Source organism: Mesorhizobium sp. CA7, assembly GCF_020165015.1.
GTDB lineage: Bacteria > Pseudomonadota > Alphaproteobacteria > Rhizobiales > Rhizobiaceae > Mesorhizobium.
On sequence record NZ_JAIUHH010000017.1, the window covers coordinates 21,472 to 39,806 of the forward strand.

Annotated in this window: 27 protein-coding genes; 17 read left to right on the top strand and 10 right to left on the bottom strand. The window is 62.7% G+C overall.

Annotated features, from left to right (window positions below; translation table 11 throughout):
- Nucleotides 1-43: 43 nt before the first annotated feature.
- Together LB552_RS23665 and LB552_RS23670 are read right to left on the bottom strand one after the other, a co-directional pair.
- The gene (locus LB552_RS23665) at nucleotides 44-508 is read right to left on the bottom strand and encodes a hypothetical protein (RefSeq protein ID WP_224610585.1); all 465 of its coding nucleotides are present in this window, start codon (nucleotides 506-508) and stop codon (nucleotides 44-46) included.
- 154 nt (nucleotides 509-662) lie between these two features.
- Nucleotides 663-956, bottom strand: coding sequence for a hypothetical protein (locus LB552_RS23670; protein WP_318012060.1), 294 nt, complete (start codon nucleotides 954-956; stop codon nucleotides 663-665).
- Nucleotides 957-1,339: 383 nt separating this feature from the next.
- Between LB552_RS23670 and LB552_RS23675 the strand changes: the two genes are divergently transcribed.
- The 14 genes from LB552_RS23675 (at nucleotide 1,340) to msrA (ending at nucleotide 10,704) form a co-directional block, all read left to right on the top strand.
- Nucleotides 1,340-1,708, top strand: a complete 369-nt coding sequence (locus LB552_RS23675) for a hypothetical protein (protein WP_224610587.1) — start codon at nucleotides 1,340-1,342, stop codon at nucleotides 1,706-1,708.
- A complete protein-coding gene (locus tag LB552_RS23680; protein WP_224610589.1) occupies nucleotides 1,701-2,126 on the top strand; it encodes a hypothetical protein in 426 nt (141 codons plus the stop codon). Before LB552_RS23675 ends, LB552_RS23680 begins: the two co-directional genes overlap by 8 nt.
- A complete protein-coding gene (locus tag LB552_RS23685) occupies nucleotides 2,074-2,814 on the top strand; it encodes a terminase large subunit domain-containing protein (RefSeq protein ID WP_224610590.1) in 741 nt (246 codons plus the stop codon). The genes LB552_RS23680 and LB552_RS23685 overlap by 53 nt, the downstream gene beginning before the upstream one ends.
- A gap of 208 nt (nucleotides 2,815-3,022) precedes the next feature.
- Complete coding sequence (locus LB552_RS23690) at nucleotides 3,023-4,024, top strand: bestrophin family protein (RefSeq protein ID WP_224610591.1); 1,002 nt, start codon at nucleotides 3,023-3,025, stop codon at nucleotides 4,022-4,024.
- Nucleotides 4,025-4,188: 164 nt separating this feature from the next.
- Nucleotides 4,189-5,802, top strand: a complete 1,614-nt coding sequence (locus LB552_RS23695) for a terminase large subunit domain-containing protein (RefSeq protein ID WP_224610592.1) — start codon at nucleotides 4,189-4,191, stop codon at nucleotides 5,800-5,802.
- A 12-nt stretch (nucleotides 5,803-5,814) separates the two neighbouring features.
- On the top strand, nucleotides 5,815-6,255 hold the full coding sequence (locus LB552_RS23700; protein WP_224610593.1) for a hypothetical protein: 441 nt from the start codon (nucleotides 5,815-5,817) through the stop codon (nucleotides 6,253-6,255).
- Nucleotides 6,255-6,965 carry a LamG domain-containing protein gene (locus LB552_RS23705; protein WP_224610594.1) on the top strand — a complete coding sequence of 237 codons (711 nt, stop codon included), beginning with the start codon at nucleotides 6,255-6,257 and terminating at the stop codon, nucleotides 6,963-6,965. The genes LB552_RS23700 and LB552_RS23705 overlap by 1 nt, the downstream gene beginning before the upstream one ends.
- A gap of 69 nt (nucleotides 6,966-7,034) precedes the next feature.
- A complete protein-coding gene (locus LB552_RS23710; protein WP_224610595.1) occupies nucleotides 7,035-8,111 on the top strand; it encodes an acyltransferase family protein in 1,077 nt (358 codons plus the stop codon).
- A gap of 122 nt (nucleotides 8,112-8,233) precedes the next feature.
- Entirely contained in the window at nucleotides 8,234-8,983 is a 750-nt protein-coding gene (locus LB552_RS23715) for a glycoside hydrolase family 108 protein (RefSeq protein ID WP_224610596.1), read from the top strand.
- The gene (locus LB552_RS23720; RefSeq protein WP_140697169.1) at nucleotides 8,980-9,183 is read left to right on the top strand and encodes a hypothetical protein; all 204 of its coding nucleotides are present in this window, start codon (nucleotides 8,980-8,982) and stop codon (nucleotides 9,181-9,183) included. The genes LB552_RS23715 and LB552_RS23720 overlap by 4 nt, the downstream gene beginning before the upstream one ends.
- 109 nt (nucleotides 9,184-9,292) lie before the next feature.
- The gene (locus LB552_RS23725) at nucleotides 9,293-9,532 is read left to right on the top strand and encodes an ABC transporter permease (RefSeq protein WP_224601466.1); all 240 of its coding nucleotides are present in this window, start codon (nucleotides 9,293-9,295) and stop codon (nucleotides 9,530-9,532) included.
- Nucleotides 9,517-9,711 (top strand): hypothetical protein, encoded by a 195-nt coding sequence (locus tag LB552_RS23730; protein WP_224601467.1) that lies wholly within the window; start codon nucleotides 9,517-9,519, stop codon nucleotides 9,709-9,711. The genes LB552_RS23725 and LB552_RS23730 overlap by 16 nt, the downstream gene beginning before the upstream one ends.
- On the top strand, nucleotides 9,711-10,028 hold the full coding sequence (locus tag LB552_RS23735) for a hypothetical protein (RefSeq protein WP_224610597.1): 318 nt from the start codon (nucleotides 9,711-9,713) through the stop codon (nucleotides 10,026-10,028). The genes LB552_RS23730 and LB552_RS23735 overlap by 1 nt, the downstream gene beginning before the upstream one ends.
- A gap of 154 nt (nucleotides 10,029-10,182) precedes the next feature.
- On the top strand, nucleotides 10,183-10,704 hold the full coding sequence (gene msrA / locus LB552_RS23740) for a peptide-methionine (S)-S-oxide reductase MsrA (RefSeq protein ID WP_224610598.1): 522 nt from the start codon (nucleotides 10,183-10,185) through the stop codon (nucleotides 10,702-10,704).
- A 109-nt stretch (nucleotides 10,705-10,813) separates the two neighbouring features.
- On the opposite strand, the gene LB552_RS23745 is transcribed toward msrA, so the two are convergent.
- Nucleotides 10,814-11,008 (bottom strand): hypothetical protein, encoded by a 195-nt coding sequence (locus LB552_RS23745; RefSeq protein ID WP_127235553.1) that lies wholly within the window; start codon nucleotides 11,006-11,008, stop codon nucleotides 10,814-10,816.
- A gap of 171 nt (nucleotides 11,009-11,179) precedes the next feature.
- Between LB552_RS23745 and LB552_RS23750 the strand changes: the two genes are divergently transcribed.
- A complete protein-coding gene (locus tag LB552_RS23750; protein WP_224530970.1) occupies nucleotides 11,180-11,440 on the top strand; it encodes a hypothetical protein in 261 nt (86 codons plus the stop codon).
- A 26-nt stretch (nucleotides 11,441-11,466) separates the two neighbouring features.
- On the opposite strand, the gene LB552_RS23755 is transcribed toward LB552_RS23750, so the two are convergent.
- The 4 genes from LB552_RS23755 to LB552_RS23770 form a co-directional block, all read right to left on the bottom strand.
- Complete coding sequence (locus LB552_RS23755; RefSeq protein WP_224610600.1) at nucleotides 11,467-12,012, bottom strand: hypothetical protein; 546 nt, start codon at nucleotides 12,010-12,012, stop codon at nucleotides 11,467-11,469.
- Nucleotides 12,013-12,559: 547 nt separating this feature from the next.
- Nucleotides 12,560-12,967 (bottom strand): GFA family protein, encoded by a 408-nt coding sequence (locus LB552_RS23760; protein WP_318012062.1) that lies wholly within the window; start codon nucleotides 12,965-12,967, stop codon nucleotides 12,560-12,562.
- A 147-nt stretch (nucleotides 12,968-13,114) separates the two neighbouring features.
- Nucleotides 13,115-13,408, bottom strand: a complete 294-nt coding sequence (locus LB552_RS23765) for a hypothetical protein (protein ID WP_318012063.1) — start codon at nucleotides 13,406-13,408, stop codon at nucleotides 13,115-13,117.
- A gap of 59 nt (nucleotides 13,409-13,467) precedes the next feature.
- Complete coding sequence (locus LB552_RS23770) at nucleotides 13,468-13,635, bottom strand: Thivi_2564 family membrane protein (RefSeq protein WP_140545453.1); 168 nt, start codon at nucleotides 13,633-13,635, stop codon at nucleotides 13,468-13,470.
- Between the two features lie 202 nt (nucleotides 13,636-13,837).
- Between LB552_RS23770 and LB552_RS23775 the strand changes: the two genes are divergently transcribed.
- Both LB552_RS23775 and LB552_RS23780 read left to right on the top strand, forming a co-directional pair.
- A complete protein-coding gene (locus tag LB552_RS23775; protein ID WP_095768421.1) occupies nucleotides 13,838-14,002 on the top strand; it encodes a DUF3309 family protein in 165 nt (54 codons plus the stop codon).
- 675 nt (nucleotides 14,003-14,677) lie between these two features.
- Nucleotides 14,678-15,901, top strand: a complete 1,224-nt coding sequence (locus LB552_RS23780; protein WP_140840747.1) for an anion transporter — start codon at nucleotides 14,678-14,680, stop codon at nucleotides 15,899-15,901.
- Nucleotides 15,902-16,002: 101 nt separating this feature from the next.
- Here LB552_RS23780 and LB552_RS23785 read toward each other — a convergent pair whose 3' ends face one another.
- From LB552_RS23785 to LB552_RS23795, 3 genes are all read right to left on the bottom strand, one after another.
- Entirely contained in the window at nucleotides 16,003-17,088 is a 1,086-nt protein-coding gene (locus LB552_RS23785) for an HPP family protein (protein WP_224610602.1), read from the bottom strand.
- A 322-nt stretch (nucleotides 17,089-17,410) separates the two neighbouring features.
- Nucleotides 17,411-17,707: a cupredoxin family copper-binding protein gene (locus tag LB552_RS23790; RefSeq protein WP_224531102.1), complete on the bottom strand. Its 297-nt coding sequence runs from the start codon at nucleotides 17,705-17,707 to the stop codon at nucleotides 17,411-17,413.
- Nucleotides 17,708-17,793: 86 nt separating this feature from the next.
- On the bottom strand, nucleotides 17,794-18,318 hold the full coding sequence (locus LB552_RS23795) for a DUF4142 domain-containing protein (protein ID WP_140840753.1): 525 nt from the start codon (nucleotides 18,316-18,318) through the stop codon (nucleotides 17,794-17,796).
- Nucleotides 18,319-18,335 lie beyond the last annotated feature (17 nt).

Sequence of the window (18,335 nt, forward strand, 5' to 3'; positions counted from 1 at the left end):
ACTATTGTTTTCCAGCTCGGCTCTCTGGCCGGGCCGGAAATGTCTACCTGTGCCAACGATGCAGCCAGTCCGGCTCGGGGGCGGAGCTTCGGCTGATCGCCATGCCGGCCAGCAAGCCGACCAGCCCGCCGATCAACATCGCGGTCGAGAAGGTGCCGGGGTTCTGCTGCACGGTCTCCGAAACGCTCTGCGCCTGGCTGCGCAACTGGCTCGCCGCGCGCGACGCGCGGTCAGAGGCGCCGCTGTAAAGGTTCGAAGCCCGGTCGGCCGCGCCCCGATACCAGCCATGCGCGGTCTCTGCGGCTTCCCCGGCCTGTTCGGAAAGCGTGCGGTTCAGCCGGTTCACCTCACGCTTCAATTCGGCGATCTGCTTCTTCATCGCGTCTTCCGATGCCCGCGAGGCTCGTGCGCTGCTGCGGGACGCGGGACGGGTGCGCGTGGGGCGCGCGGCGGCGGTTTTCGCGTTGCCGTTGGCTGAATTGGTGGTGCTGGTGTCATTGTCTGCCATCGGTCTCTCCTTTTTGCCTCCTGGGAACGAACGGCCGAGCCGTGCCATTGTTCCCCCGCGGTTTTCCGCAGGCGCGCCGCCAGACCAAAAGACGAGGGCCGCGAAGCGAACTCCACGGCCCTTGGTCCAAGCCCGATGCCCTTGCTTGCCGCAGTTACTTGCCGCAGTTGTTGTCGTTCACGTTCGGCTGCACCGTGGTGGCGGTGCTGTTATTGGCATCGCCCATTGCGCCCTGCGGATGATTCGCGCAGTTCTTGTCGGCGTTCGAATTCATGTCGCCGCCTGTGATGCTGCCGGTCGTGCCGGTATCGGGCGGAGCGGCCTGGTCAGGCGACGGCGCGGCCGGCGTCTTCGGCTCGACGGTAACGGTCTGGCCGCTGCCCGTGCCGTCATTTCCGGCGGTGCCCGCGTTCTGGGCCATCGCCGCCATCGCGAGGCCGATGGTCAAGGCCGAAGCTGCAAGAATCCTTGTAAGCATGATCTCTTCTCCTCTGTTGCGAGACGGTCATCTGTCGCGTTGCGACTAGGGGTGGAATCCGTCGGACCAAGGTTGGTTCCGACAAAAATTGTTGTCATCTGGCCCGGCGTTTCAATCTATAGGTGTGGCGCGCGCGGGGGCTTTGCCCCCGGTATTTTGAGAAATTTAGGAAAATGTACCTAGAGGCTATTGCCTGGTGAAGGCAGCTATGCTACTATTTTATCCATGGTGCTGATTTGCGCCAACGACCCGCCGCCGGCGGGTTTTTTGTTTTTCGCGCCATCCATTCTTTCGAAGCGCTGGCGGCGCCTTCCCTGTCCTGCGGCGCTTTCAACATTCTGCTGGAGGCCCAGATGCCACGCTATGCCACCATCGTCACCGCCGATGACGGCGCCGAGATCGTCAGCGCTATCGGCGAATTCGAAGGCACAAGCCTTCCGCACCGCTCGGGCCGTTTCGAGCAGGTCGCGCCGGGCGTGCGCATCGGTATGGTTCGCGGTGGCCTTGATGAAGCCGTCGCCGGTTTCGGTTTCCCGCGCCAGGGCCTCGGCCCGGCTGCGGTCCGCACAGCCACGGCGGGGCTGAAGGCAATGGCCGCGCCGTCCGCCGATGCCCGGCCCGCCAGGCCGGCCAGGGCAAGGCCGCGCAGGAAGCCGGCCCGCAAGGTCCGCAAGGCGAAGGCGGCGAAAGCAGCGCCATCGGATTCTGTCACGCATGGCTGACGAAAACAGACGCCGCGAGGCCGTAGGCGCGAAGCGGGCGGGGCGAAAGCCGAAAGCTACCAAAGCCGCTGCCGCTCCGTCCCCCCGCCCCAAGCGCTCGCGAAGGACGCTCGTCGACGATTTCGCCGCCGCGCTTCGCGCCGATTTCCGCGTCCATGGCGCCGGCGTCATCGCCGCGGTGCGCGCCGAAAAACCCGAGCAGTATCTGAAGGTCGTGCTGACGCTGCTGCCCAAGGATTTCTCGGCCAAGGATTTCTCGGAACGTGTCGATGCCAAGCAAACCAGCCTCGGGCAATTGAGCGATGAGGAGATCCGCAGCCGCATCCGCAGCCTCGAAACGAGCCTCCGGCCCCTCCTGGACAGCGATGCAGACCTATCTGGCGCTGCTCGAGGAGCTGGACCGCAGGCGTCGTCATAATCTTCTTGCAGCCTACGCGCCCTACAAGCAGCAGGCCGAATTTCACGCGGCAGGGGCGACGAACCGCGAACGCCTGTTCATGGCCGGAAACCAGCTGGGCAAGACCAGGGCAGGGGGTGCCGAATGGGCAATGCACCTCACCGGTCGCTATCCGGGCTGGTGGAAGGGCAAGGTGTTCGGCCAACCCGTCAGGCTCTGGGCCGCCGGCGTCACCGGCGAGGGCACGCGCGACAATCCGCAGCGCGTGCTGGTCGGCCCGCCGCAGCAGCAAAGCGAGTGGGGCACCGGCATGATCCCGGCCGATGCCATCGCCGACACGGCAATGGGCCGCGGCGCGCCGGGAGCGCTGGACAGCGTCGTCGTGCGCTGGGGCGGTGGCGGCGATGTGCAGGCCGGCGAGAGCGTGCTTTCTTTCAAGAGCTACGAAAAAGGCCGCGAGAAATGGCAGGGCGAGACGCTGCACGGCGTCTGGTTTGACGAGGAACCGCCGCTGGATATCTATTCCGAGGGCCTCACCCGTACGAATGCCACGGACGGCATCACGATCGTCACGTTCACGCCGCTGCTCGGCATGAGCGACGTGGTGCTGCGGTTTTTGAGCGCGGAGGCGGTTCAGGACTTGGGTTCCTCGCCCCCGCAAGGCGGGGAAGAGGTGGCCGCGCAGCGGCCGGAGAGGGGGGCTTCGTAGGGCGATAAGCTCTACGAATAGCTTTCCGCTCTTGCATCGAAGGCCGGCGCTGCCGCCACTCCGTCGCCGCTTCGCCGCGCCATCTCTCCCTCACTTGCGTGGGGGCGACGAACTGGAGCTTGCCGTAGGCCCTATCAAAACGATTTCCACCGCTTATGGTGCGCGAACGCGCGGTCGCGCGATTTGCATGCCGTAAGGGACTTCGGGAATGTATGTAGGCCGTTCTTACCGGTTGCTGGACTTCGCGCTCTGGTCGCGGCGCAGCGTCATCTACATGGTGGTGGTGAGCGGGTTGGCGATCGCCGCCTACCGCCTTCCGGCGACCGCGGGCTTCTCGGTGCCATGGTCGGTCGTGCTGGTGCTCGGCACCACGGTGTCGCTGGTCGCCGGCTTCAAGAATTCCCAGGTCTTCACCCGCGCCAACGAGGCCCTGCAGGCCTTTTCGCAGATCACGGCCAGCAGCCGGATGCTGTCCGGTTTCTGCCGCGATTTCATGGATGCAGCCGCCGCCCGGCGGCTGATCCACCGCCATCTCGCCTGGCTGACGGCGCTGCGCTTTTCGCTGCGGCGGCCGATGCCTTGGGAATCGCTGGCGAAGGCAGCCAATATCGAGTTCCGGCGGCGGCGCTATCACATTGAGGAGGACAAGACGTCGCTTGCCGAGGAACTGCGCAGGCTGCTGGGCGAGGAAGCCGAAAACGTGCTGAAATCGCCGCAGCCGGCGATAGAACTTCTCGACAGGCAATTGGCCGAGGTCAACGGCTTGTTGAAGAGTTCAGCCATTCCGACGCAGGTCTATTCCGAATTGACCAAGCTGATACGCGACTTCCAGGACCAGCAGGCGCGTTGCGATCGCATCAAGAACAATCCCTATCCCCGGCAATACGCGATCGTGAGCTCAATGTTCATGATCATCTTCTGCACCTTGCTGCCCTTCGGCGTCGTTCCGGTCTTTGCCGACATGGCCAAGCTGGGCGGCGTGCTCGGCTGGATCTCGATCTGGCTGACCATCCCGTTCAGCGCGCTGCTGGGCTGGGTCTACATGTCGCTGGACCTGGTCGGCGAAAGCAGCGCCAATCCGTTCGAAGGCAACGCCAACGACGTGCCGATCTCGCAAATCTGCCGCGACATCGAGATCGAGCTGCGCCGTGGCCTTGGCGAGGCCGCGCTTCCCGCGCCGCTGGCGCCGGTGAACGACATCGCGACGTGAAGTTCTTTCCTTCTCCCCTTGCGGGAGAAGGTGGCCGCGAAGCGGCCGGATGAGGGGTGCTCCAGGGAACGCCAGCGCGTCTCTCCGCTGGAACACCCCTCATCCGTCTCGGCGCTGCGCGCCGATCCACCTTCTCCCACAAGGGGAGAAGGGAAAGGTTTGCCATGTCCCGCCACGTTACCTTCATGACCATCGACGATGCCGGACATTATTCGCCCGGGCAGCGCGCAGAAATCGTCGCTGCCTATCCCGAGCACGAGCGCGAAGCGCGCGCGAAAGGCATTCCGGTGCTGGGCTCCGGCCGCATCTTCCCGGTGGCGGAGGAGACGATCGCTTGCGAGCCCTTCAAATTGCCGCGCTGGTGGCCGCGCATCGGCGCGCTCGATTTCGGCTGGGACCATCCTTCGGCCGCGGTCGAGCTGGCCTGGGATACCGAAGCCGATGTCGTCTATGTGACGAAAGCTCACCGGGCTTCGCAGCAGACGCCGGCGATGCAGGCGCTGGCGCTGAAGGGCTGGGGCGACTGGCTGCCCTTCGCTTGGCCGCGCGATGGCCGCCGCGAAACGCTGGAAGGCGCCGGTGTGGCGCTGGCAAAGCAATATGCCGCCCACGGGCTGAACATGCTGACTAGCCACGCCCGCTTCGCCGACGGCTCGGTTTCGGTCGAGGCCGGGCTGATGGATATACTCGATCGCATGCAGTCCGGCCGCTTCAAGGTGTTTTCGACCCTTCACGCATGGTTTGAGGAATTCAGGCTTTTTCATCGAAAGAACGGCCAAGTGGTGAAGCTGCGTGACGATCTCATGGCCGCGACACGCTATCGAAAGCTTACGCTCGCCTATGTCAGCGGCGCCGGCACTTTGCCGACCAGCACCGACGGCATCTGGCTGATCTTCACCCGCGCTGGCGACAAGGGCGCGGATGGCACCGGCGTGGGTGACTTCACAGGCCCGGCCTCCTCGGTGACCGATAACATCGTCACCTTCGCCGGCACCACGGGGAAGGCCGGTAAGGACAGTGGCGTGGCAGTGGGAAGCCTGGTGGCAGGGCCGGCCTCGGCCGCGGCCGACAACATCGCCACATTCAACGGCACGACGGGCAAGCTGGTGAAGGACAGCGGCGTGGCAGTGGCGAGCCTGGCGCCGAAAGTCAATGCCTCTTTCACCGGCACCTTCAGTCCGCCGGCGAACGCCATAGCACTGAACACCCTGGCTGACAGCGCTGCGGTGTCGGTCCTCGGCCGATCGGCCAATTCGAGCGGCACGCGCGCGGATATCGCGGCCGGGTCGGATGACACTCTGCTGCGGCGCGTGTCCTCGGCGCTGGGTTTCGGCCAGTTGACGGCAGGCATGGTGCCGGCCGGGCTGGTGACCTATGCCATGCTCGCTTCGGCGGCGATCGCGTCGAACAGCGAATTCCAGCTCGGCACGGCAAGCAAGCTTCTCACGGCGGCCGCATTAAAGTCGACCGTAGCCTACCAGACACTTACGTCCGGCGCGTCGGTCTCGTGGGATATGTCGCTTGGCAACAACGCTTCGTTGGCTGCGTCGACGAACGTCACGATCGGCAATCCGACAAATGCGGTGCCCCAGTTCGGCTTCGTGCTCAAGATCACCGCCGTGACGTCCGCACGCACCGTGAGCCTAAGCGCAAATCTTGTGCCAGCGGCCGGCGTCGAGAGCTTTCCGATCACCATCCAGACGACGGAAACCGTCTTCCTGGCCGGCTTTGTCGACACGGCGAGCCGCCTTGTCATCACCAGCGTTTTGAGAACCTAACAGGAGAGCCCGATGTCCCTTCTCGTACGCAAGATCAATGACGTTTGGCAGGAGTGGCACGCCTCCTCGATCGTGACCCAGATGGTCGGTACCTATACCGCCATCTACGGGGATGGCCGGCAAGTGGAGACGCCATGCGATCCTTATCCTGTCGAAATCCAGATGAACGGCGACAGCCTGCGCGGCTTCTACGACCAGGGCCTTTGGACGATCGACGAAGTCGAGGCGGTGGGCGGCAGGATTGCCGTGCCGTTCGTAGTGCCGGAAGGAAAACAGGTCGTCGGCGCACCGTCCTATGTGGAAACCGATGGCGTGATCCAGCAGGTCTACGAAATCGAGGACACCCCGCCGCCACGGGAGCCGCCGACGGCAGAGGAGAAGGTGGGTGCTATGCTGGCGGGATCCGGCGTCTCGATCAGCGAGCTGAAGTCGGTCCTCGGGCTGGGCATCTAATGTATCCTGGTATCATCCCAAAGATCGTCGCGCCGCCGCAGAAGAAGGCGACCATGCTTCTGCATTTCGACGGGGCCAACGGATCGCAAGTTTTTGTCGATAGCTCGCTCAACAATCTCGCCGTAGGGTTTGGAGGTAACGTTCAAATCGACACGTCTACGTCGGTCTTCGGAGGAAGTTGCTGCACCTTTGATGGGATTGGCGATTACCTTTACTGCGACCATCCGGCGGCACTCAAATTGCCGGGGGATTTCACGTGTGAGGGTCGCATGCGATGCACTGCGGAAACCACAAACTCGCGCCCGGTATTCGATATACGAGGCGGCACGAACAATGCTGGGTTCTTCATCAATCTCAATCCGAGTGAGCAGTTAGATATCTACATTGATGCAAATGATGGCGCCGGGGGCGTCAAGCGCGCCACGTCCGGCACGCTCACCGCCGGTACTTGGTATCATTGGGCAATCTGCCGCGCCTCGGGTGTGATCCGCTGCTTTCTCAACGGCACGCAATTTGGAAGCAACTTCTCCACCTCGGTTGCCTGGGATAGCACTTCGCTGAACATCGGAACTTTCGTCGGTGAGCGGGACACCGGCGGGCCAGACCACAAATACAAAGGGAATATGGACGAGATTCGGATCTCGAACAATCTTGCCCGCTACATCGCCAACTTCACACCGGCCGGTTCTGCATTTGATCGCTACGACTGATTGTTCATCTGGACATCTGGCATCGGCTGCGCGTACTAACGTCGGCGGTTTGCGAGGGACATGATCAGAATGGGATTCGGTACGGGCGACAGACAGCGTTTGTTGGCGCTCGATGGCCTTCGCGCCTACGCGGCAATCGCGGTCATCTTCTATCACGGTATCCTTCATTTTGATGAGGGATTGATACAGCGCGTTTTGCCAAAAACGTTCTGGGAAGTGACCGCAACCGACCAGTGGCCCAAGCTGTGGCTCTCGATTTTCAACGGCACGGCGGCGGTCGAGCTGTTCTTCCTTCTAAGCGGTTGCGTGTTGATCCGTTCCCTTTCTGACATTGGTAATCCGTGGCGTGCAGGCGCATCGTTTGCCGTGAAGCGCGTGTTTCGCATCTATCCAGGGCTCATAGCCTGTGTGCTGGCCGCGGCATTGCTTCAGGCATGGCCTATCTCGTGGTCGGAAGCCTGTGCGAACATGGCCCTGTGGTCCTATGCAGTCATACAACCAAGTTGGACACTGCAGGTGGAAATGCTCGCCGTCCCACTGATGCTGCTTGCTGGAGTGTTTACGCTTCGGTGGGGCATGTGGGGCACTCTTGCAGTGCTCGTTTACACATGCATCGCTCGGAAAAATCCTGAACTGCTTGGAGTACAATTGCTCTCAGATTACGGGTATCTGTTCATCTTTGGGGCCTTGGTGCCGAGCGGGCTGGGTGCCTTTGCTGCTAAGTTGGCAAGGCCGATAGGATGGGCACTGCTCCTGGTCGCATTCCTGTTGCTTAGGCAATTCGTGCACGGCCTTGAGCTTCTGACGGCAGCGTTAGGTTTTGTGTTGCTCGCGCTGTTGTTCCACGATGACAGGGCGGCTTCGTCACCGTTCTTCGTTTCGCCTCTTCCCGCATTTCTCGGGCGTGTGAGCTTCGGCCTCTATCTGTGGAATGTCCTCTTTCTGAACGCACTTCACAATGTGCCGCCAAGTTGGCTTCCGTCGGATGCAGTGATGGCGGGCATTCTGGTATCTCTCGTCATTATCCCCCCGAGCGTCTCCTTGGCAGCCGTCAGCTACCGATTGATTGAGCTGCCCGGAATTGCGCTTGGGCAAAAACTCTCTCGCGCCATCGTTAAAGGCGCACCGCGTTTAGAAGCCGCGTAGATATTGCCACTGCACCTTTAGTTTGGTCGCTGACCGCCGCGTGCGAGCGCTCCGTCTCGCCGCATGTTCCTTCGCACCCCTGAATCTCAAGAATCTGCCCCTCCCGGCGGAAAGGAACCCCCATGGACCGCAACTTTGCGCGTGCCCTTTCGCTCGTCCTCACCTCCGAAGGCGGCTGGTCCGACAACCCCGCCGACCCCGGCGGTGCGACCATGAAGGGCGTCACGCTCGCCAATTTCCGCCGCTACGTCAAAGCAGACGCCACGAAGGCCGATCTGCGCGCCATCTCGGATGACCAAGTTGCCACCGTCTACCGCCATTTCTATTGGGATGCTGTGGTGGGCGCTCAGCTCCCCGGCGGCATCGACTACGCGCTCTTCGACTTCGCCGTGAACAGCGGGCCGGGCAGGGCTGCGAAGCATCTTCAGGGTGTGCTCGGTGTTGTTCAGGATGGCCGCATTGGCCCGGCCACGCTGGCGGCGGCGAGGGCAAAGCCCGCCGGCGTCGTCATCGATGCGCTGTGCGACGCGCGGCTCGCCTTCCTCGAAAAACTATCGACCTGGCCGAGCTTCGGCCGGGGCTGGAGCGCCCGAGTCGCCTCCGTGCGCCGGCAGGCGCTGCTGATGTCGGCCGGGCCGTCGGCGACTGAGGGATCCGCTTCGCCGGGGCCGGCATCCACCGATGTCCCGCTAGCCGCAGCGCCTGCCGGCGCCGGATTGCCTGCCGCCGGCGAGGCGCCCGCTGTGCCCCACAAATCCGCATCGGCTGCCAAGGCAGCCGGCATTCTCACCCTGATCGCGCTGGCGCTCGGCTCGCTCATCGTCTGGACCGCGCATCTTTCCTGCAATCTTTTCGGAGTGTTCTGCCAATGATTGCCGTCATCATCCGCGTCGCCCTGCGCTATTGCGCGGGCGTGCTTGTCGCGCGCGGCCTTCTGGGCGCCGACGACGCCTCGGCGTTCTCCGCCGATCCCGACATTCAAATGGCGCTGGAGACCGGCCTCGGTCTTGCCATCGCCGCCGCGGCCGAGTGGTGGCATCTGCTCGCGCGTCGGTTCGGCTGGGAGCATTGACCATGGAAAATCTGAAAGGTCTGCTCGCCGCCTGTATCGAAGCTGCCAGGCCGTATGTCGTCATCGGCGCCGCCTGCTTTGTCGCCGGTCTTCTCGTCGGAGCGCTTCTATGAGCGCGCTGCTGGCATGGCTTCTCACCAATCCGACAATCCTGGCGATCGGCGCCGGCCTCGTCGGCGCGCTCGGCTGGGGCTTCCGCCAGCGCCTCGCAGGCGCAAGGGCTGAGCGCAGCAAGCAGGCCGACGCCGAGGCCGCGGCCCGGGATGTCGCCGACCAGGTCGACAACGATGTCGGCGCTTTGCCGGCTGACGCGGTCAGAAAGGAGCTGAAATCATGGGCAAGGGATTGATCGTCGCCGCCATCGTCGCCGCGCTCGCCGGCTGCACGACGGCCAGGGGCAGCTTTTGCGCCGTCGCGCCGCCGATGCGCCTCTCTGCCAGCGCGGTCGATGCCTTGTCCGACCAGGAGGCGAGGGCGCTGCTTGCGCACAACCGCAAGGGCGAAAAACTCTGCGGCTGGAGGCCGTGATGCATGACATCTTCGATCTTCTTGGCATCAAGGGCCAGGTCGTGGCAGCGGGGCTCGCCGGCGGCGTGCTGCGGGCGCTGTCGCGCCATCGCTACAAGCTGCGCGAGATGATTGCCTCGCCCATCTGCGGCGCCTTGGCCGCCGCCTATCTGACATTGCCTGTCGTCGCTTGGGTCCGGGCAAGCGGCCTGCCAATCCCCGCCGCCGACGACACCACCACGCTCGCCGCAGCCTTCCTCATCGGAGTCTCGGCCATGTGGATCTCGGACATCGTTTTCGAACTGGTCGTGCGAAGATTCAAACAAACGGATTCCTGATCGCGGCGGACCGAAGCCGTGCAGGCATCGAGACATCGACCGGGAGATCGTCCACACGATACCAAGATAACGGTGTCAGCGGTTTGCCCGCTCGAGCCGCTGGAAGAATCCAGGCGCAACGCCTATCTATGGAGCAATCCAAAGGAGGTACGACATGGCTTCTTCCACCGAGCGCGCGGTCCTTGCCGGCGGCTGCTTCTGGGGCATGCAGGATCTGATCCGGCGCTTGCCCGGCGTGATCTCGACGCGAGTGGGCTACAGCGGCGGCGATGTCCCCAACGCCACCTACCGCAACCACGGCACCCACGCCGAGGCGATCGAGATCATCTTCGACCCGGCCAGGACCAATTTCCGCACGCTGCTCGAATTCTTCTTCCAAATCCACGATCCGACGACGAAGAACCGCCAGGGCAACGATATCGGCGCGAGCTATCGCTCGGCGATTTTCTATACCAGCGATGAACAGAAACGGATCGCCGAGGACACGATAGCCGATGTCGACGCGTCCGGCTTGTGGCCTGGCAAGGTCGTCACCGAACTCGCTCCGGTCGGGCCCTTCTGGGAAGCCGAGCCCGAGCATCAGGACTATCTCGAGCGATATCCCAACGGCTACACCTGCCATTTCGCACGGCCGGGCTGGAAGCTTCCGGTTCGTCAACAGGCGGCCGCATCATAATCAGCGACTGCGGTGTGTTGACATAGTCTTCACGCGGTTTGATCCGCCCGCCATGCCGGAAGGCATGGCGGGCTTTTTGTGTTTCGGCCGGTTGCCCGGCCCGGCGGCCTTAGCCCTTGGCTCGGCGGCCTTCGTGCTCGTGGCTGCCGATCCAGTGGGCGCGGATGCGGTCGCTGGCTTCGAGATAAGCCATGTCGATCAGGTAGGTCAGAAGCTTCTCGCCATCGGCCTCCGCCTTTTGGCGAAGCTCTCGCAGGATTCCCTGCGCAAATTGCAGGTTTTCCATTTTGCTAGGCTGGTCCATGGGTGCCCCCAAATGTCGGTGCGGTAAGTTTGGCTCACTATACTTGTACGAAGATTATCGCCTCGCTCGCGGTGAAGCTGTACTCGGTTGCACTGAGGACGCCCGATCAACGAAGCTGTTGGACATTGCGCGGAAATGTCGATATTTTACGCGCCCAATCGGATGGCGACCATGCACGAAGACGAGGGCAGCACTCCTGACAAGTTGCAAGCCATGCTTGACGTGATCGCCAGAAGCGAGCCCCCGAGCGAGAGCGGGCAAGCCGATTTCGGCCGATTGAGAGCCGACGCCGCCAAGGCCGCCGGCGTGTTGATCGAATTTTACGGCGATGCAGCCCTGGAGCGGGCCAAGCTCATAGAGCGCCGGTCGCCCCAGTCGCATTTTGCGCGCATGGTCGCGGCTGAAGTCGGCCGGCGCGGCAAGCGAAATTGACCCGCAAACAATCGGCGAAAGCTGCTTCAAGACGATCTTCGCCTCCCCAGCCTTGCGCCAAGCCGCTGCTCGACCTCTTCCTCGATGTTGTCCAGGAGATAGGACATCAGGTCGTGTCCGATCAACCGCGCTAGGTCCTTGGCTTGCCCGACATGGTTGCGGATCTCGCGCAGCGCTTGCTCTTCGCACGCGGCGTCGTCCGTCAAATCGACGAACCAGCCGGGATAGAGCGCTGCCTCGCCCGTCCCGTCAACATAGCATTGGCCGACGGCCAGGATCTTGCGCAACCCCATCTTTTCGGAATGGACCCTGTAGACCTCCCTAAATGCGGACCTGCGCTCCACGGCCTTGCGGATCGCCAGCCGAACCCGTGAACGGTCGTCCTGATCGATGCTTTGCATGCATCGTTCAAGCGAGGCGCCGTGAGAGAACTCATCGAGTGTCAGACCGAAATAATCTGAAAGATTGGCGTCGCCATAAACGCGATCGCGCTTGATGTCCCAGGTCCAGAACCCGTCGATCGGTGGATACCGCATATGCATGTTGCGGCCGTGTTCAGGCGCCGACGTCATGAAAACCGCCCCGTCCGGTTTCAAGCTTTGGCAGCACTATGTCGCAAAAACGGTAAGAAACAAACATGGCCTTTTGTACAAGGCCCGAAGTCATAAGGCTTGCTGCCGGTGGCAATTCGGAATGCCATGTTTGATATAACCGGAAAGACGGCGAAGAAAAATTTCTTGAGCCGAAAGAATTTTCACTTTGATGTTGCAACTGCCGCTTGGCGTTTCACACGAAAACGCGGCGGACAAGCAGGCGAAACAATCCCGAAGGTTGTATTTCCGCAAGAAGCATGGTTGAAAATTCTTATATTTTGTAAAAAAATAAAACTCTTTGCATGCTGCTGCAGGAAGCCAAGCCGGCTTACCGCCTCATATTTGCAGCTATCCAAATGCTAGCGTCAGCCGATTGGCCGGCAAACCGACCGGTGGTTGAAAAACGCGAAACTTAGAGAAAAGCTCGCGCATATCAGTCCGCGGTCGGGCGTCATCCCGGATGTGCCGAAGCGTCACCGGACTGAAGGTCGCTGTCGTTCGGACTAAAGTCTGCCAAGAAATCAACCTAAGCCAATCTTTGCCGCGGCTCCTGGTCGGCTTCAGCGCTTGCGGCCGAATCATCGGCGATCCGGTCATGCTCGAACTGGCGCGCCGCGGGGAGGGCCTGCAACCAGGGCTCGCGGCGTCCGATCCACAGTTCATAGCTCGGCACCAGCCCTTCGGTTGGCGCAACGTCCAGGCTACCGATCGTCACTTCGGCCTCGTCGTCGCCGACGAACGGAACGCGGCTTCCGCAGGTGGGGCAAAAGCTCCGAGCGCCGTAGCTGCTGGTGATGCCGGTGGTTTCGAACGCTTTTAGCGGCCATACGGCGTAGGCATGGAAGGCCGATCCGCTTGTCTTGCGGCAGTCCTTGCAGTGACAGAGGCCGACCCGGAGCGGCTCCCCAGTGACGCGGGAACTGCACCCCGCCACACAGGCAACTCCCGCTGCGCGCGATTTCAGGCATTGCTGTTCCTCCTGCGGCTATGCACAGAGCCAATTCGCCGGCAGGTCCCGCTGCCGGCTGCTAAAACCCGCAACAAGTTGCGATGGTTCCACGCCTGCGTGCAAAAGGCACGGTCAGTCGGGGAGGTTGATCGGCTCCTCGCACCGATAGACGCGGCACACGCCGTCCTTGGTCGGAACCGTCGACGACACAGGCACTTCCGGCCAGTCGCACTCATTGCCGAATTGCCAAACGAATCGGTCATAAGTATCCGCGCCTGTGCTCAAGACCACGGCACGATCGCTTTTGATTAGCGTCTGCGTCTGCTCGCAAGTCATCGCGCGCGTGTCCGGCCGGGCGTAGGCGGCGCTCACGGTGCACAACGTTGGGCCGGCGCACAACATTTTGCCTGTGGCAAGTGCGATCAACAGGGTTCTCATGGGGACGCCAGGTTTTGAAGTTTCCGGGTGTCGAATATGGATCGCGGCTAGAACACCGCAAGATATTTGAGCAGCGAAACGATTCCGATGATGATGACGATGATCTGCGCGATCTGGCGCGCGCGGGCATCGAGCGGCAGGCGTTGCACGAGGTAAAGCACCAGGATCACCACCAGGAAGGTGATCAATATGCCGATAAGGATCGATGCGCCCATTTGCCTGCCTCGTTGCCAAGATTGCCCGGATGGGCAGGCTCCAACGTTGCCGGCTGCGAAATGGTTCCAAGCGGATTGAGCCACCGATCGTGTCGTCCGAAAGCAGAAGCCGGCTTCGACGTCGGCGGAACATGCGCGCGGCTTGCGAGTTCACTTCCTCGATAGCAATGCGCGGGATCGCACTGTCAGAGAGGAAGAAACCATGGGCCTCGGCACGATTCTCATCATCATTCTCATTCTTGCCCTGCTTGGCGGCTTCAGCGGCTTAGGCGGAGGGCCTTTCTACGGCACCGGCTACTATGGCGGCGGCGGCCTCGGACTCGTCCTGGTCATCGTGATCATCCTGGTGTTGCTCGGCCGCATCTGACGGCCCACGATGCGACTACGCCTCAGGGTGTCGCCAGCGCGTCCCTCAGCTTCGCCGCCAGGCGATTGCTTCGCGGCTGGCGTCGCGGCTCCCGATCTGCGTTTCGGCTAGTTTTGGCGGCCAAGGCGGCGATCAGCGCGACGACGGCAAGGAGCGGAAGCATTTGCCGTCGCAGGGCGCGTCGCAGTCGGATGATCATTGCTGCAATAGAACGAGATTCCGCGGCGTTGCGGGTCGACCGGCGGCAGATCCGCGAATCCCGCTAGCTCTCGCGCCCACTGCATTCGAGGCACACGATACTGTGTCCCGGACAATTCAGCCGGTGCGTGCCCCCTGGGCAGCAATGGCCGTTCGAGCTCAGCCACCGCGCGCAAACGAAAACCTTCTTGGCCCCGTGACAGCGGGAGCATTCCTGCGGACGCATCAGTTCCTCCCGTGACGGGACGCCATGTTCCGCTTCAACGACCGTGTTCATCCGTTTAGTCCCCAACGCCTGGATTATCGGTCACATATGTTAATTCACTATTCTTTACATTAGGGTTTATGAATGTGAAAGGCGTGAAAGCGACATAGGCTTTCACGCGCTTGTGCGCTTTCCCTTTGCGCTGGCGTTGTTAAATGTGGTGCCGCCCGATGCGTCGACGGATCAGGGCACGCAAAGGGAATCTTCTTGCAATGACATGGACCGGCGCGGGCGCGCTTTTCATCCTCGTGCTCACCTATGCCGGCGTCGCCGTCGGCCGTATTCCGGGCCTGCGGCTCGACCGCGCCGGCATCGCGTTGCTGGGCGGCGCCGCCATGATCGCAATCGGCGCGATCGGCATCGAGGATGCCTACAGAGCCATCAATTTCGACACCATCACCTTGCTGCTCGGCATGATGATCGTGGTCGCGCATCTGAAGGTCTCGGGCGCGTTTCGGGCGCTCGGCGGCTTTGCCATCGAGCATGCCCACGCGCCCTTCATGCTTTTGGTGATGGTGACGCTGCTGACCGGCGCGCTCTCGGCCTTCCTGGTCAACGACGCGATCTGCCTAGTGATGGCGCCGATCGTCGTGCACGTCACACGAGTCATCAACCGCAACCCGGTGCCTTATCTCATCGCTACCTGCACGGCCTCGAACTGCGGCAGCGTCGCCACCATCACAGGCAACCCGCAGAACATGGTGATCGGTGCGCTGTCCGGCATTTCCTATCCGGCTTTCACGCTGGCGCTCGCGCCGGTGGCGCTGTTCGGCCTGCTCTGCGTCATCGTCATCGTGCGCATCGTCTACCGGGCCGAATTCTCCCGCCCTGCCGAACTCAGCCCGGAAGTCTATCGCGGCCGCATGCTGCCCGGGCAGGTGCTGAAGGCCACCATCGTCTGCGTGTTGCTGGCGCTCGCCTTTTTCGCCGGCGTTCCGGTCGCGAAGGCGGCGCTCATTGCCGGCGCCTTCCTGCTGGTCACGCGGGCAATCAAGCCGCGGCGCATTTACCGCGAGATCGACGGACCGCTGCTCTTCATGTTCGCCGGCTTGTTCGTGGTGGTGGCGGGTGCCGAGCGCACCTTGCTCACGCCCGACATGATCGCCTGGGCCAAGAACATCGGACTCGACGATGTCTGGCGGCTCTCCGGCTTCACCGCGGTGCTTTCCAACATCATGAGCAATGTGCCGGCGGTGCTGGCGCTCCGGCCCTTCGTTCCTGGGCTGGAAAACCCGGCGCGCGCCTGGCTGGTCGTGGCGATGAGCTCGACGCTTGCCGGCAATTTCACGCTGCTCGGCTCGGTTGCCAATCTGATCGTCGCCGAGCAGGCAAAAGCTGCCGGCAAGGAGCTTTCCTTCTCGGCTTTCTTTAAGGTCGGCCTGCCGCTGACGCTGGTGACGCTTCTTGCCGGAACCGCCTGGCTGGCCTGGGCCTGAAGACGCTGTCCCTGCGGACCGCCTGATCGAGGGCGCCGCGGCGACATGACCGGCGGCAGCGTCTCGACCTGGCAGTCGGCTTGCCGGGGTGAGGGCCTTGCTTAGGCCACCGCCTTCAACGGCGCCCTGTCTGCCTGCTGCAGGCGTGCGGCGGCCGCGAGCAGGTCGGTCTGGGTGATCAGGCCGAGGATGCGCCGCTCGGCATCGACGATCACCACCGCATGGCTTCGCCCGTCGGTCAGCACCGGTAGCAGGCTCATCGCCGGGGTGTCGGGAGAGGCGGTGCCGGCCTTAGACATCACCCCTTTGACCGTGTCGGTCGCCCTTGTCAGCTCGCGCAGGCCGACCGCGCCGGAGAGCCGACCGTCCGCGTCGATCACCGGCAAGGTGCGGATATTGTGGTCGATCAGCTGTTTGCGCGCGTCGTCGGCCGAGGCCTTTTCCGCCACGGAGATCACATCGCGCGACATGATGTCTTTGCAAAGCAGCGTACGCTGCGAGCGCACCATGGCCTGCAACTCGACCTGGCGCAGCAGGCGCTCCAGGTCGTCACGGTCGATGTCGAAGGTCTCGTCGAGCGCCGAGAGGGCGGCGTCGACATCCTCGGGCCGGAAGCCGACGCGCTCGGCCGGCGGCCGGTCGGCGGTGCCGTGGCCGCGGGCGGCAGGCACGTGCACATGGGGATAGTTGCGCCGCGACAGCTTGTGGAAAAGGAAGCCGAGCGCAACCAGGATGATCGAGTTGAGTGCTACCGGCACGAAGGGAAACAGGAAGCCCGCGGCGGCTACGGCCGGCCCGCCGAGCACGCCGGTAAGCGCCGCTGCGCCGCCCGGCGGATGCAATGAGCGCGTGAACGACATGGCGGCGATCGCCAGCGCCACCGCTAGGCCGGAGGCGATCACCGTGTCATGCACAAAATGCGCCACCGTCACGCCAACCAGCGCCGAAATCGTGTTGCCGCCGATGATCGACCAGGGCTGCGCCAGCGGGCTCGAGGGAACGGCAAAGAGCAGCACCGCCGAAGCGCCCATTGGCGCCACCAGCATCGCCACTAGCGGGCCGCTACCCATGGCGAGCCCGCTGATCATGCCGGTGAGCGCGATACCGATGGTAGCGCCGATGCAGGCAAGCAGCCGCTCGCGAAGCGTCGCGCCAGCAAGGATCGGAACGAAAAGGCGAAACGCCATGGCAGGCCCTGGATCGAAGAGGTGGAATTGCGTTGCCCGCAATGCCGCTGAAGCCGCGGATTTGAAAGCCAAACCAATCCGTAGATTCGCCGCTGAAGGGAATATTATTGCACAGCGATCCGCGCAGGACGCGCCGCCAGCGGCCTCGGCTTTCTCAATCGCGCCAAGCCTTTACGACGGTTTGCAGAGTCGGTTCGGCAATTCGCCCGAATGTCTGGCCTAGGCGAAAGTGTGCGAGTGCGGCGCGCGGCGCTGAGGCTGGGGCATGGGAGGATTGCTGCAAGGTCAAGCGAGGCGCTGCGCGCGCCTCGCTCTCGGATAGCTAGGGCGCCACCTCGACATGGCCTTTCATGTTGGGATGGAAGCGGCAGAAATAGTCCGCTGTTCCCGCCGCCTTCAGCGTAACCTTGCCCTTCGACTTTGCCGGGATCATCACGTCCCAGCCGCCTTTCACCGTCGCGGTGTGGGCGATCACGTCCTTGTTCGTCCACTCGATCGTATCGCCGACCTTGGCCTGAATGTTTGCGGGCGAGAAGACCAGCTTGTCGATCGTTATCTCGATCGTCGCCGCGAACGCCGGCGATGCGATGAGCGCCAGCGCCAGAGTGAGCAAAGCAATTCCTGGAAAAGTGTGAAACGGTTGGGCGCAGCGACTTCGCCGTAGCCTTCCGTCAGGAATTGCCTCAAAACAAAGCAATAGCAGCCTCATTTCAACATGCCGGCGACGTGTTCGGCATGTTGCTGATGCCCCCGGAAAATCTTGAGGCCGGTCTCCAGCAGGTCCTTCAGTTCGGCATTGCTTGCCGAGGGGATAAGCAAGGTTTCGAGCGCGCCGTTGACCTGTTTGTGATAGGCCACTTCGTTCTCGATATAGGCCTTGTCGAAGGCGGCACCCTTGAGCTTCGCCAGCTTGGCGTCTTCTTCCTTCGCAGCCTTGGTCAGGGCCTTGCTGGTGTCGTTGTCCTCGGGCGTGACCTTCAGCTTCTTCACGAGGTCGAGCGCCTGCTTGTTCACCGCCTCGTGGTCGCGCTCCATGTCTTTGGCGAAGTCGACGACCTCCTTGTTCTTGGACTTCTTGATCGCCAGTTTGGCCGCTTCGATGTCGAGCGTGCCGGCCGTATAGGCAATGTGGGCGATCTGCGGATCGGTGGGCTTTTCGGCGGCTAGCGCCAGCGGCGCCGTGCTCACGAAGAAAAGAGCGGCGAGGGCGGCGGTTGATCGCATGAACATGGCATCTCCTTCACCCG

What these genes read in the sequence shown, in the direction of transcription:
- LB552_RS23665 (WP_224610585.1), bottom strand. Translation starts at nt 508, where the DNA reads ATGGCAGACAATGACACCAGCACCACCAATTCAGCCAACGGCAACGCG.
- LB552_RS23675 (WP_224610587.1), top strand. Translation starts at nt 1,340, where the DNA reads ATGCCACGCTATGCCACCATCGTCACCGCCGATGACGGCGCCGAGATC.
- LB552_RS23680 (WP_224610589.1), top strand. Translation starts at nt 1,701, where the DNA reads ATGGCTGACGAAAACAGACGCCGCGAGGCCGTAGGCGCGAAGCGGGCG.
- LB552_RS23685 (WP_224610590.1), top strand. Translation starts at nt 2,074, where the DNA reads ATGCAGACCTATCTGGCGCTGCTCGAGGAGCTGGACCGCAGGCGTCGT.
- LB552_RS23690 (WP_224610591.1), top strand. Translation starts at nt 3,023, where the DNA reads ATGTATGTAGGCCGTTCTTACCGGTTGCTGGACTTCGCGCTCTGGTCG.
- LB552_RS23695 (WP_224610592.1), top strand. Translation starts at nt 4,189, where the DNA reads ATGTCCCGCCACGTTACCTTCATGACCATCGACGATGCCGGACATTAT.
- LB552_RS23700 (WP_224610593.1), top strand. Translation starts at nt 5,815, where the DNA reads ATGTCCCTTCTCGTACGCAAGATCAATGACGTTTGGCAGGAGTGGCAC.
- LB552_RS23705 (WP_224610594.1), top strand. Translation starts at nt 6,255, where the DNA reads ATGTATCCTGGTATCATCCCAAAGATCGTCGCGCCGCCGCAGAAGAAG.
- LB552_RS23710 (WP_224610595.1), top strand. Translation starts at nt 7,035, where the DNA reads ATGGGATTCGGTACGGGCGACAGACAGCGTTTGTTGGCGCTCGATGGC.
- LB552_RS23715 (WP_224610596.1), top strand. Translation starts at nt 8,234, where the DNA reads ATGGACCGCAACTTTGCGCGTGCCCTTTCGCTCGTCCTCACCTCCGAA.
- LB552_RS23720 (WP_140697169.1), top strand. Translation starts at nt 8,980, where the DNA reads ATGATTGCCGTCATCATCCGCGTCGCCCTGCGCTATTGCGCGGGCGTG.
- LB552_RS23725 (WP_224601466.1), top strand. Translation starts at nt 9,293, where the DNA reads ATGAGCGCGCTGCTGGCATGGCTTCTCACCAATCCGACAATCCTGGCG.
- LB552_RS23730 (WP_224601467.1), top strand. Translation starts at nt 9,517, where the DNA reads ATGGGCAAGGGATTGATCGTCGCCGCCATCGTCGCCGCGCTCGCCGGC.
- LB552_RS23735 (WP_224610597.1), top strand. Translation starts at nt 9,711, where the DNA reads ATGCATGACATCTTCGATCTTCTTGGCATCAAGGGCCAGGTCGTGGCA.
- msrA (WP_224610598.1), top strand. Translation starts at nt 10,183, where the DNA reads ATGGCTTCTTCCACCGAGCGCGCGGTCCTTGCCGGCGGCTGCTTCTGG.
- LB552_RS23745 (WP_127235553.1), bottom strand. Translation starts at nt 11,008, where the DNA reads ATGGACCAGCCTAGCAAAATGGAAAACCTGCAATTTGCGCAGGGAATC.
- LB552_RS23750 (WP_224530970.1), top strand. Translation starts at nt 11,180, where the DNA reads ATGCACGAAGACGAGGGCAGCACTCCTGACAAGTTGCAAGCCATGCTT.
- LB552_RS23755 (WP_224610600.1), bottom strand. Translation starts at nt 12,012, where the DNA reads ATGACGTCGGCGCCTGAACACGGCCGCAACATGCATATGCGGTATCCA.
- LB552_RS23770 (WP_140545453.1), bottom strand. Translation starts at nt 13,635, where the DNA reads ATGGGCGCATCGATCCTTATCGGCATATTGATCACCTTCCTGGTGGTG.
- LB552_RS23775 (WP_095768421.1), top strand. Translation starts at nt 13,838, where the DNA reads ATGGGCCTCGGCACGATTCTCATCATCATTCTCATTCTTGCCCTGCTT.
- LB552_RS23780 (WP_140840747.1), top strand. Translation starts at nt 14,678, where the DNA reads ATGACATGGACCGGCGCGGGCGCGCTTTTCATCCTCGTGCTCACCTAT.
- LB552_RS23785 (WP_224610602.1), bottom strand. Translation starts at nt 17,088, where the DNA reads ATGGCGTTTCGCCTTTTCGTTCCGATCCTTGCTGGCGCGACGCTTCGC.
- LB552_RS23795 (WP_140840753.1), bottom strand. Translation starts at nt 18,318, where the DNA reads ATGTTCATGCGATCAACCGCCGCCCTCGCCGCTCTTTTCTTCGTGAGC.